Annotated in this window: 9 protein-coding genes; all 9 read left to right on the forward strand. The window is 60.6% G+C overall.

Annotated features, from left to right (window positions below; genetic code table 11):
• The coding region (locus KFO72_RS32050; RefSeq protein WP_225033799.1) for a DUF2345 domain-containing protein at nucleotides 1-1,146 on the forward strand (1,146 nt) is incomplete at its 5' end.
• A 90-nt stretch (nucleotides 1,147-1,236) separates the two neighbouring features.
• Nucleotides 1,237-5,859 carry an RHS repeat-associated core domain-containing protein gene (locus KFO72_RS32055; RefSeq protein ID WP_225033800.1) on the forward strand — a complete coding sequence of 1,541 codons (4,623 nt, stop codon included), beginning with the start codon at nucleotides 1,237-1,239 and terminating at the stop codon, nucleotides 5,857-5,859.
• A gap of 2 nt (nucleotides 5,860-5,861) precedes the next feature.
• Nucleotides 5,862-6,275: an SMI1/KNR4 family protein gene (locus KFO72_RS32060; protein ID WP_225033801.1), complete on the forward strand. Its 414-nt coding sequence runs from the start codon at nucleotides 5,862-5,864 to the stop codon at nucleotides 6,273-6,275.
• Nucleotides 6,276-6,343: 68 nt separating this feature from the next.
• Nucleotides 6,344-6,409: a hypothetical protein gene (locus KFO72_RS42150; protein WP_318248526.1), complete on the forward strand. Its 66-nt coding sequence runs from the start codon at nucleotides 6,344-6,346 to the stop codon at nucleotides 6,407-6,409.
• 258 nt (nucleotides 6,410-6,667) lie between these two features.
• Nucleotides 6,668-7,147, forward strand: a complete 480-nt coding sequence (locus KFO72_RS32070; protein WP_224101892.1) for a DUF1348 family protein — start codon at nucleotides 6,668-6,670, stop codon at nucleotides 7,145-7,147.
• Between the two features lie 316 nt (nucleotides 7,148-7,463).
• Nucleotides 7,464-8,678, forward strand: coding sequence for an ABC transporter substrate-binding protein (locus KFO72_RS32075; RefSeq protein WP_054931934.1), 1,215 nt, complete (start codon nucleotides 7,464-7,466; stop codon nucleotides 8,676-8,678).
• Nucleotides 8,679-8,785: 107 nt separating this feature from the next.
• Nucleotides 8,786-9,661, forward strand: coding sequence for a branched-chain amino acid ABC transporter permease (locus KFO72_RS32080; protein ID WP_035995333.1), 876 nt, complete (start codon nucleotides 8,786-8,788; stop codon nucleotides 9,659-9,661).
• A gap of 8 nt (nucleotides 9,662-9,669) precedes the next feature.
• Nucleotides 9,670-11,598 (forward strand): ABC transporter permease subunit, encoded by a 1,929-nt coding sequence (locus tag KFO72_RS32085; RefSeq protein WP_225033802.1) that lies wholly within the window; start codon nucleotides 9,670-9,672, stop codon nucleotides 11,596-11,598.
• A 46-nt stretch (nucleotides 11,599-11,644) separates the two neighbouring features.
• Nucleotides 11,645-12,373 carry an ABC transporter ATP-binding protein gene (locus tag KFO72_RS32090; protein WP_054931936.1) on the forward strand — a complete coding sequence of 243 codons (729 nt, stop codon included), beginning with the start codon at nucleotides 11,645-11,647 and terminating at the stop codon, nucleotides 12,371-12,373.
• The last annotated feature ends 194 nt before the right edge of the window (nucleotides 12,374-12,567 follow it).

Consider the following 12,567-nt stretch of genomic DNA (forward strand, 5'->3'; position numbering starts at 1 on the left):
GGCACGCAGGCGCTCGAGGCGTTCAGCGATGCGACGCAGAACAGCGTCGCGGGCAGCGGTGCGGGAACAGGCGCAGGAACAGGCGCAGGAACAGGCGCAGGAACAGGCGCAGGAACAGGCGCGGGCGGCAACACGGCAGGCGGTGGCACGGGCAACGCGAACGCGTTCAAGGAACCCATCATGCTGTTCGCGACGCCATCAGGTCTGGCGATGTCGACGCAGCAGTCCGCGCATTTCGCATCGACGCAACATATGAATCTGGTCAGCGGCCAGAGCACGCACATTGCCACGGGCAAGTCGCTGATTGCGAGTGTCGGCGAGAAGATCAGCCTGTTCGTGCAGAACGCGGGGATGAAGCTGTTCGCGGCGAAGGGCAAGGTCGAAGTGCAGGCGCAGTCGGATAACGTCGAGATCACCGCGCAAAAGACGCTGAAGTTGTTGTCCGCGAACGAGAAAATCGAAGCCGCCGCCGATCAGGGCATTCTCGTGACGGCAGCGGGTGCGTACATTCGCATCAAGGGCGGCAACATCGAGATCCATGCGCCCGGCAAGATCGATATCAAGGGCGCGCAGCACGCGTTTGCGGGGCCAGCGAGCCAGGGCTATCCGCTGCCGTCCGCGCGGCCCGATCAGCCGGGGCAACTCGACTTGCTACACCAGTACGCGAATGGCGAGCCCGTCAAAGGCGGCAAGTTCTCTGTGCTCGACGCGAATGGTTCGGTGCTGCGCCAGGGCGCGCTCGATGCGAGTGGCCGCACGTCCGTCAGCGGTTTGCCGCCAGGCGCCGCGCAAGTGAGCTTCGGCGTCGACCCGCGTGACCCGTCGCAGCCCGCCAACTACTTCAAGAGCACACAGTGGCCAGCCGCGCCTTTGACGGCCTCGGGCGATACCGCCGCTGCATCGCAAATGGCATCGTTGTTGCCGGGCGTCGCGGGTGCGGGATCGGCGGCGGGCATGGGCGGACTCACGTCGCTTGCGCAGAGCCAGGCGCAAGGGGTCATGCAAAACGCACTGACGCACGCGCTGCCTGCGCAGGCGAGCGCGGCGGTTGCACAGGCCAATCAGTTAGCTGGCGCAGCGAAAGAAGTCAGTTCGATCGCGCAGTCCGCACGCAGTGCATTGCCTGCCCTCAAAGGCTTCGCCTGACGGGATGCATGGAAAAGTGACCACGTCCGCAATGCCCGTCGTCGCGATGACGTTCTCTTCGACAATAACGCAATAACCGACTGATCCAGCATGAGCGCAGCCGCCTCGATCCCTGTCCAGCAAACTGAAGTCGCAATCGCGCCACTCGCCACCATCGCGAAGGAAGACGCGGCCTCCGCGCTCGAGCAGTTCGACACCTGGCTCAAGAGCGTTAGCGACGGCTATGTCACGCTCGAACGCGTCGAGCAACTCGCGAATGTGATCCCCGTCGTCTCGAACATTCTCTCGGCGATCGACGTGGTGCTCGATATCAAGCGGCTGATGCAGTCGCAATCGAAAGACGCCTTCGATTACCTGAATCTCGGCATCGATCTGATCGGCGTGATTCCGGTGCCGCCTGTAATGGGCGAGTTTCGCATGGGCGCGCGGCCCATGATGAAGCTGGCGCGCGAAGAACTGATGAAGAGCGGCCGGGCCGTCGCGGAAGGCGGCGCGCAGATGATCGCCGACGCGGTGATCTCCGCGATGGTCGCGCATCTGAGCGCGAAGTTCGCGGGCGAGATCGAGAGCTTCGTCAAGGAAGTGCAGTCGAAGCTCGCGGAACTGCTGAACGATTGCGCGAATCATGCGCAACAGTTGCTCGAAGGGCTGGCGCAAATTTTCGAGCGCGCGGCATCGGGCAGTCTCTTCGATACGTCCGGCAACTATCGTGCGGCTGACCGGCATCTCGACCAGATCTCGGCGGGCTTCGCAGCGCACGACGCAGGCAAGGTCGCAGAGAATCTGTGGTCTTATCTGAAGGACGGTGGCAAGGTCTTCGTCAAGGACACGGCCAATCTCGCGACCCAGGCGGCGAACGCGATTTCGCCTTCCACCAATCAACGCTTGAAAGCCTTGGCGGCGGAAGCGCGTCACGCCGTTCCGCTCGTGACCACGAAAATCAAAGGGCTCAACAGCGCGGACGTCGGCGGACTGATGTGGCTGTTGAACATGCTGACGATGGCCGTCGCGAAATGGCGGGCGGCGCAACAGCATCGGGGTTCACAGGCCGTTGGTATCAAGCCGGCGGGCAAAGTCGAAGCTGAGCTGAAAAAGACGGAAGGCGAACTCGAGACGCTGTCCGCGCAAGCAAAAGCGCGGCATCCCGGTGCGAACGATTGCAAGAGCTGCGGCCTTGGGCGCAGTGGTGCTTCAATTGGCTACGCGCTCGGCGACGAACGTTTCGATCACGACGACTTCGTGCTACCGGGCGCAATGCCCATTGCCTGGACGCGCACGTATCGTTCTTTCCTCGATGCCTACGACGAAGGCGAACTCGGCGCGCGCTGGATCACTCCGTACACGACGCGTTTCGATATCGACGCGACGAAGCTTGTTTATCACGATCCTACGGGCCGTAGCATCGACTATCCGCTGCTAAAGGCGGGACAAACACATGACGACGGCAGCGAAGACCTGACTTTGGCCCGTCTCGACGACCATTGGCTAACGGTGCTGCGCGGGCATGAAGTGCTCGAAGCCTATGAACAGCGCGGCGACATGTTCCGCCTTGCGTTCATCAAGGATCGAACGGGTAATCAGATCACACTCGTGTATGACACGTCGGACCGGTTGACGCGAATCAGCACGTCGGCGGCGAGCGTCGTCTTTACGCACGATGCGGCGGGACGCATCACGGAAGCGGTCCATGTCGACGGCGAAGGCGAGCGCGTCGAAACGCTTGCACGCTATGTGTACGACGCGCAAGGCGATCTGATCGAAGCGACGGACCGCTATGGCAACCGTCGTGAGTATGTCTATCGACACCATCTCGTGACGCGCTATACGGATCGCACAGGGCGTGGCATGAATCTCGAATGGGATGGCCGCGACGCGAAGTCGAAATGCGTGCGCGAGTATGCCGACGACGGCAGCGATGAAACGCGGCTCGCCTGGCATCCGGACATCCGTCTCGTGCATGTTACAGATGCGATGGGTAGCGTGACGCGTCACTACTTCGATATCGATGGCTACACGTATCGGATCGTTCATCCCGACGGACTCGAAGAATGGTTCTATCGCGATGCTCACCACAATCTGACGCAGCACATCTTTCCGGATGGCAGCGCCGAGCGTTTTGCATATGACGCTCGCGGCAACATGGTCGAGCAGATTCGCGCGGACGGCAGCGTTGTACGCATGGAGTACGACGGCAAGGATCAGATGACAGCGACTGTCGATCCGCTTTCGTACCGGTGGGAACGCAAATACGACGACGCGGGTCATGTGGTCGCGCAAATCGATCCGCTTGGGCACGAAACGAAGTACAGCTATAACGGGCTGGGCTTGCCCGTCCAGATCGTCGACGCGAAAGGCGGCGCGAAGAAGCTGGAATACAACTCGGCGGGGCAACTCACCAGCTATACCGATTGCTCGGGCAAGACAACGGAATGGCGCTACGACGAACGTGGGCGTCTGCTGGAGGAGAAGAACGCGGCGGGTCAAAGGGCCTCATACCGATACGCCAGCAATGGACAGTTGACGGCCGTCGAATCCCCGGCGGGTACCGAGAAGCTTGAATACGATGCAGAAGGCCGGTTGCTCGCGCGTATCGATGCGTTGGGCCGCATGACTCGCTTCGTCTACGACGGGGCGGGGCGCATTGCGCAGCGCGCTGATGCATTGGGTAACACGCTCTCGTACCGTTATGACAGGCTGGGGCGCCTCACGGCATTGACGGATGCGAATCACGCGACGTTCAGCTTCCACTACGACCCTGTCGGGCGATTGCTCGAACAGAAAGGTTTCGACGGCAGTTCGGTTCGTTACCGATACGAACCTGAAAGCGGACGTCTGCAGTCGTCCGAGGAAGCGGGACTCGAAACGACTTATGCCTTCGACGCCGCGGGTCGCACGACGCGCCGCACTGCGGGCGCGAGCGAGATGCGCCTGGCGTATGACGGCAATGGCCGTCTTGTCGATGCGCGCAACGACGTGAGCCACACGCAGCATTTCTTCGATGCGGTGGGCAATCTGGTGCGCGAGCACCACGCGTATCAGTTATTCGGCGAGCGCCGCAGCTATGTGTGGCATCACGCGTACGACGAAATCGGTACGCGCATCAAGACCGTGCGACCCGATGGTCACACGATTGACTGGCTGGTGTACGGGTCCGGGCATGTGCACGGCATGATGCTGGATGGGCGCGAGTTGATAGGATTCCAGCGCGACGATCTGCATCGCGAGACGCAGCGCAATCTGTCGAACACGATCGAGCAGGCGACGCACTATGACATGGCTGGGCGCGTCGATATGCAGTCGCTTCGGCGTCGTGATGCGCCTGCGATGTTCGCCGCGCGGCGGTATCGGTATGACGCGGCCGGACAGATCAGGGAGATCGACGATAGCCGCCGGGGCGTGACGACGTATGGCTACGATCCCGTTGGCCGGCTGATCGAGGCTATCAGTCCGCTTGCGACCGAGCGATTCGCGTTCGATCCGGCGAGCAATATCGTCGATGCTGGCAGTCCGCGTCATGCGCGCCCGGGGGGCGGGTATGAGTCGAATACATTGCCTGTCAATGTGTCGAAGGTAGTCGGTAATCTGCTGAAGGAGTATGCGGGCGAGCATTACGAATACGATGCGCGCGGCAATCTCGTTGCGAAGCAGTCGCCGGGCAGCGAGCAGCGGTATGAGTGGGATGAGTTTAACCGGCTCGGTGCGGTGAGTGTGCGCAGTTCTGCTGGTGCGCGGCAGGCGAAGTACTTTTATGATGCGTTCGGTCGGCGTATTGCTAAAGACGTCGACGGTGAGAGGACGGTGTTCGGTTGGGATGGCGATCGGCTGGCGTATGAAGTTGCGGGATCGCAGAGTACGCACTACGTGTATGAAGCGAGATCGTTCGTGCCGCTCGCGCAGTTTGTCGCTGCGCCTGTCGAGGGATTAGAGACGCCGCAGCGGCGTGAGTCGGATCGGTATACGCCGGAAGATGATCCGCTGATGAAAGTGTCGACGCCGAACGGGCTGGCGCAGGTGTATTACTATCATTGCGATGTGATCGGCACGCCGCAGATGCTCACGGATGACGCAGGTGAGATTGTCTGGGAGGGGCGTTATAAGGCGTGGGGTGAAGCGGCAGAGGTGATTGCCCGGGTCTCGGCGGCGACTCAGGCGCAAGTGCGCAATCCGATAAGGTTTCAGGGCCAGCAGGCAGATGATGAGACGGGGCTGCATTACAATCGGCACAGGTACTATGATCCGTATGCGGGAAGGTTTGTCAGTAAGGATCCTATTGGGCTGGCGGGCGGAATTAACGTCTATCAATACGCGTCGAACCCGGTCGGGTGGGTTGATCCGCTTGGGCTTGCAACATGCCCTCTCCAGAAGCTTGCCGATCGTGGATTCAGCGGCGTGATCAAGAATGATAACGGTGGCCTCGACTATTCTGGTAGTAATGCGCTCTATGACAAGAACGGAGTGAATCCGATCCAAACGATCACATACTCTGGTGATTACGGAACGGATTTTCAGAATGCATCCATGTCCGCACTGGGGCAGAAGTCAACCCCACGCGGCTATGTTTGGCATCACGTTGACAACTACAATCCCGAGACGAACACGGGCACAATGCAGCTTGTGAAGCAGGAGGCTCATACCGGAATTCAGCATGCGGGGGGCGTGAGCCAGTATCAGGCCGCGACTGGCCAGCCCTACACACACCCGTGCAGGAGATAAGCGTGCAATACGAGGACACCGAACAGACTTTGTCTCACAATGACCTGTGCGAGTTTGAAAAAAACGCGCAGTTCCGTTTACCAGAAGCGTTCAAGCGGCATTACCTCGCACACAATGGAGGTTTTCCGGTCGACGTGGAAGAGGTCGCAGGCCGAGACCACGTGTTCCCTTTTCATGGTTTCTTTCCAATGAAGTATGGAGCGCTGAAAATTGAGGCGGTGAGGAAAGATCTGGCAGAGGATTTTGGCCTTTCGAATGCCATTCCGTTTGCATACGATCAGGGAAGCAACATCTTCTATATCTCGACGTCGCCCTCTGACGGTGGTGCAGTGTTTCAGGTCACTGCGGATACTAAGGACAAGTTCTTTGTCTGCGAGACTTTTGACCAATTCCTAGATGGTCTGCGTACGGTGTAGGCACTCACGACTAGACGGAGCAGCACTATAACCGGCACAGGTACTATGATCCCAGCGCCGGACGGTTCATATCGAAGGATCCGATTGGGCCGGGGGGGGGGCTGAACGCGTACAACTACGGTAAGAACCCATAAGCTGGACCGATCCGCTCGAGTTGGCGGGCGTTGATACGTTGCCGCCAGGGCCGTTTGCGACGGAATCTACCCCCGGTGCGCGGAGCGGATCGTGATTTCGCCTGCTACGGGGCCGCGCCACAACCGGTGTCGGTATTCATCTCCCTGGATCACACGCTCGCCGTGCAAATCCAATAAACCTCAAGCTTCCCGACACGACAACCCCTCGCATTCGCGAATAATGACCCACACCGTCACTATTCACATAGAGAGAAGTCGATGTCGAGCACTACCGAAGTCCGTCCGCCGCTGCCACCGTTCACGCGCGAGACCGCTACTCAGAAAGTACGCCTGGCCGAAGACGGCTGGAACTCACGCGACGCCGCAAAAGTCGCGTTGGTCTATTCCACCGACACATGGTGGCGCAACAGAGCCGAATTCGTGCAAGGCCGCGAAGAAGCGCGTGCGTTTCTCGAACGCAAATGGAGCAAGGAATTCGAGTACCGTCTGATCAAGGAACTGTGGGCCTTCACGGACAATCGCATCGCGGTGCGCTTCGCTTACGAGTGGCGTGACGACGCAGGCAACTGGTTCCGCTCATACGGCAACGAAAACTGGGAATTCGGCCCTGATGGCCTGATGCATCATCGTCACGCGAGCATCAACGACCTGCCGATCAAGGAAAGCGAGCGTAAGTTCCACTGGCCGCTCGGCCGTCGCCCCGACGATCATCCCGCGTTGAGCGATCTGGGTCTTTGACCTGTCGTTCTGACCCGTAATCCTTCATCACCCCTGTTAGCCGACATCCGCATGCCGGCCAGGCGCGCATCCATTCCCCGTTGCACGCACAACCAACACTCGTTGCACCTGCACCGACACAGTGCCTACGTGCGTAAGCGCACTGAATGTGTTGCCCCTTACGGGTAACTCCGCATAGTGGCAAAAAGCTTACGATTTCTATACTAGGTTGCCATTTCGTATGAAGGCGATATAAAGCACGCCGTTATACGGATCAGGCGGCGTCGGGAGACAGCCCGCGCCCGTCGAAAATAAAGAACATGCTACGGAGACGAACATGGTACTTCGCCTGAAGAGCGTTGTTGCTGCGCTCGCATTGTGTGTGGTCGCAACGGGTGGCTATGCAGCCGATCCGATCAAGATCGGTGTCGACGGTCCTTTCACTGGCGGTTCGTCGTCGATGGGCGTCAGCATGCGCGACGGGGTGCGGCTCGCGGCCGCTGAGATCAACAAGTCAGGCGGCGTGCTGGGCCGGCAGATCGTACTCGTCGAGCGCGACGACGAAGCAAAGAACGAACGCGGCGTGCAGATCGCGCAGGAACTCATCAACAAGGAAAAGGTAGTCGCGGTGGTCGGCTACATCAACACGGGTGTCGCGCTCGCGTCGCAACGCTTCTTCCAGGAAGCGAAAATCCCCGTATTCAACAACGTCGCAACGGGCAGTATCGTCACGAAGCAGTTCGCGGATCAGCCGGATAACTACGTGTTCCGCAACGCAGCCGCCGACCGCATTCAGGCGCCGATGATCGTCGAAGAAGCCGTGACCAGGCGCGGCTTCAAGAAGGTCGCGATTCTCGCCGACTCGACCAACTACGGACAACTCGGCCGCGAGGATCTGGAAAAGGCGCTCGCCGCCAAGGGCGTGAAGCCGGTTGCCGTCGAGAAGTTCAACATCAAGGACGTCGACATGACGGCCCAGTTGCTCAAGGCGAAAGACGCGGGCGCGGAAGCCGTGCTGACCTACGGCATCGGACCCGAACTCGCGCAGATCGCCAACGGCATGGCCAAGCTCGGCTGGAAGGTGCCGCTGATAGGCAGCTGGACACTGTCGATGGCGAACTACATCGACAATGCCGGCGCCAATGGCGAAGGCGCGCGCATGCCGCAGACCTTCATCCAGGAACCGAACACGCCGAAGCGCAAGGCCTTCATCGAAGCCTACATGAAGGAATTCAAGCCGAAGAACAACCGGATCGATTCGCCCGTGTCGGCCGCGCAAGGCTATGACTCGGTCTATCTGCTCGCCGCTGCAATCACGCAGGCAGGCACGACGGACGGCCCGAAGGTGCGCGCCGCGCTCGAAAACCTCAATACGAAGGTCGAAGGCGTCGTGATGGTGTACGACAAACCGTTCTCGCACGACGACCACGAGGCGATCAGCCCGAACGTGCCCGTCGTCGGCGAAGTGAAGGACGGCCGCGTGATCTACGCGTACGACGCCGACAAGAAAGGCGGCGGACAACTGCGCACCAAGCAGGCATCCGCAAACTGAGCACGGCATGAAATTCGAAGCCGCGCCCGCCCGACCGGCGGGGGCGGCTTTGTGCTGCATGGCTCACGGCATCATTCACGGGGCGTTGCGATCGAGGCAATTGGACTATGGCCATTCTTCTTCAGCTCATCTATAGCGGCATTGCGCTCGGCATGATCTATGCCGTGATCGCGTTCGGTTACCAGCTCACGTTCGCGACATCCGGCACGCTGAACTTCGGCCAGGGCGACGCGCTGATGCTCGGTGCGCTCGTGGGTCTCACGCTCGTCACGCTGGGCGTCAACTACTGGCTGATGATTCCTCTCGTGTGCGTATTTGGCCTGTTGCAGGGCGCGTTCGTCGAACGGATCGGCGTGCGGCCCGCGATCAAGATCAAGTCCGAGTTCGGCTGGATCATGTCGACCATTGCGCTCGGCATCATCTTCAAGAACGTCGCGGAGAACGTCTGGGGCCGCGACGATCTGCGCTTTCCGTCGCCGTTGCCCGAAGCGCCCATCAAGGTGTTCGGCGCGAACGTGCTGCCGATGGAACTGCTCGTCGTAGGCGGCGCATTGGTGCTGATGCTGGCCGTCGAGTTCTTTAACCGGCGCAGCATCTTCGGCAAGGCAGTGGTCGCCACCTCGAACGACCGCGACGCCGCCGCGCTGATGGGCATCAACACCGGCCTCGTCATCACCTTCTCGTATGCGCTGTCGTCGCTGACGGCGGCCTTTGCCGGCGTACTGATCGCGCCGCTCACGCTGACGGGCGCGACGATGGGCGCGGTGCTCGGCCTCAAGGCTTTTGCGGTGGCGATCATCGGCGGATTGTCGAGCGGCCTTGGCATCGTGGTCGGCGGCGTCATACTCGGGATCGCCGAGACGACCACCGGCTTCTATATCTCGACGGGGTATAAGGATGTGCCCGGACTCGTGCTGCTGCTTATCGTGCTCGCGCTGCGTCCGGCAGGTCTGTTCGGCAAAACCGCGATCAAGAAAGTGTGAGGTCCGCCGTGAAAAAGAAAAACCTCATCGGCGCGCTGCTCGGGCTGGTCGCGCTCGCGGTGTTCCCGGTGCTGTCGGGCAATCCGTATTACATCCACCTGGTCGAGACGATCATGATCTACGCGATCCTGCTCTTCGGTCTCGACATCGTGGTCGGTTACACAGGGCAAGTATCGCTTGGACACGCTGGCCTGTTCGGCGTCGGCGCTTATACGGCGGGCGTGCTCTTCATCAAGCTCGGCATGCCGTTCTATGTGACCGTGCCGATGGCGATCGTCGTGACGGCCGCGTTCGGCGCGGTTCTCGCACTGCCGGCACTGCGCGTGTCCGGTCCGTATCTCGCGATGGTCACGCTCGCGTTCGGCACGATCATCCAGATCCTGATCAACGAAATGGATTTTCTCACCAGCGGGCCGATGGGCATCAAGATCACGAAGCCCGTGATCGCCGGCCATAGGCTCGATGAAACCCAATACTACTGGGTAGTCGCGGCGCTGCTCGTGGTGTCGCTCGTGGTCGTGCATCGCGTGCTGAAATCGCACCTGGGCCGCGCATTCGAAGCGCTGCGCGACAGCCCGATCGCATCCGACTGCATGGGCGTCTCGGTGTACCGGCACAAGGTCTACGCGTTCGTGATCAGCGCGGGCTTTGCGGGGCTTGCGGGCTGCCTCTATTCGTACTCGGAACAGTACATCTCGCCCAACACCTACAACTTCGAGCTGACTATCCTGTTCCTGCTCGCGATCATCATGGGCGGCCGCAAGACCCGCACGGGCGCGCTGATCGGCTCGACGATCATCGTATTGCTGCCCAAGCTGCTCGATGACATCTCGATGTTCCGCATGGTCGCGACGGCGCTTGCCGTTGTCGTGATCGCGGGCGCGCTGTTCTCGATAGCGCGCAAGAGCGTGACGCCGCGCAAGGTCGCGATTCCGATCGTCGGCACCGTTGGCCTGGCGGTGTTCTCTTACTGGATCGACGCGCTGACCGACTGGCGGCTGACGATTTTCGGCTTGATGATTCTGCTGGTCGTCTATTACCTGCAGGACGGCGTGGTCGGTTTCGTGCGCAAGTTCTTCACGCATGGCCGTGTACGCACCGTGACGGTCGACACCGACAAGCCCGCGGAAATCACCGCCGACGCCGTGCTCGACGTGCAAGCCAAAGGCCACGAAACGATCCTCGACGTGCGCGGCGTGCTGATGCAGTTTAGCGGCCTGAAGGCGCTGAACAACGTGAACCTGAACGTGCGGCGCGGCACGATCCATGGTCTGATCGGACCGAACGGCTCGGGCAAGAGCACGATGATGAACGTGCTGACGGGCATCTATATTCCCACTGCGGGCGCGATCGAGTATCGCGGTGAATCGATCGCGGGGCGCACGTCTTCTGCGATCGCGCTGTCGGGCATCGCGCGCACGTTCCAGAACGTGCAGCTGTTCGGCGAAATGACCGCGCTCGAGAACGTGCTGGTGGGTCTGCATCACACCTTCCGCTCGAACTTCGCCGATATCGGCCTGATGACGACGCGCTACCGTCAGGAAGAGCGCGCGGCACGCGAGCGTGCGTTCGGCATGCTGCGCTTCGTCGGTCTGGAGAATGTCGCAGCGGAAGAGGCGCGCAATCTGCCGTACGGCAAGCAGCGTTTGCTCGAAATCGCCCGCGCGCTGGCACTCGATCCACAAGTGCTGTTGCTCGACGAACCGGCGGCCGGCCTCACCGCGCCCGATATCAAGGAACTGGTGCGCATCATTCGCAAGGTCCGCGATCACGGCATTACCGTAGTGTTGATCGAGCATCACATGGACGTCGTGATGTCGGTGTGCGACACGGTATCGGTGCTCGATTTCGGGCAGAAGATCGCCGAGGGCAAGCCGTCGGAGATCCAGGAAAACGAAAAAGTCATCGAGGCGTATCTGGGCGGCGTGACCGCCTGAGCACGCGTTTCGATCGGACGACAACGCCACGAATGGGGAACACGCGATGTTATCGATCCGCAATCTGCACGCGGGGTACGGCAAGGTTCAGGTGCTGCACGGCATTTCGATGGACGTGCCGAAGGCTTCCGTCGTCACGCTGATCGGCTCGAATGGCGCGGGCAAAACGACGACGATGCGTGCCGTGTCCGGCATGATCCGTCCGAGCGAAGGCGAGATCACAATGGGCGAAGGCGCATCCGCCAAACGCATCGATTCGCTCGACTCGCACCGTATTGCGCGGCTCGGTCTCGCGCATTCTCCGGAGGGACGGCGCGTGTTCTCGACGATGACCGTCACCGACAATTTGCTGCTAGGCGCGTTTCCACGTTTGACCTGGGCGCGTCCGCGCGGCGACATCAATGCGGACCTCGAGCGCGCGATCGACCTGTTTCCGCGCCTCAAGGAGCGCCGCAATCAGCTGGCGGGCACGTTGTCGGGCGGCGAGCAGCAGATGCTCGCGATGGCGCGCGCGATCATGCTGAACCCGGACCTCGTGCTGCTCGACGAACCGTCGATGGGACTCGCGCCGATTCTCGTCGAGGAGGTGTTTCGAATCATCGAGCGTTTGAAAGAGCAGGGCGTGACGATGCTGCTCGTCGAGCAGTTCGCGGCCGCCGCGTTGAACGTCGCCGATTACGGCTACGTGCTGGAAAACGGCCGCATCGCGACGCATGGATCGGCAGTGCAGTTGCGCAATGATCCAATGGTCAAGGCCGCTTATCTGGGGCATTGAAACGAATGCGCCGTCAACCACGGCGCACGTTTCATTCATATCTTTAAGGTCGTTGAAAGCTTTAATTCAGCGCCACCTCTGTATTGATTCCTCTCCCATAGAACGTAAGGCGGCTGCTTGTGCAGTTCGCCGACTCGTTACGCATAGCTGTGGCAGAATCTCGCGCGCATCCAACGAACAATTCAACAAGTGCC

It is taken from the genome of Paraburkholderia sp. XV, assembly GCF_020177535.1.
GTDB classification, from domain to species: domain Bacteria; phylum Pseudomonadota; class Gammaproteobacteria; order Burkholderiales; family Burkholderiaceae; genus Paraburkholderia; species Paraburkholderia caribensis.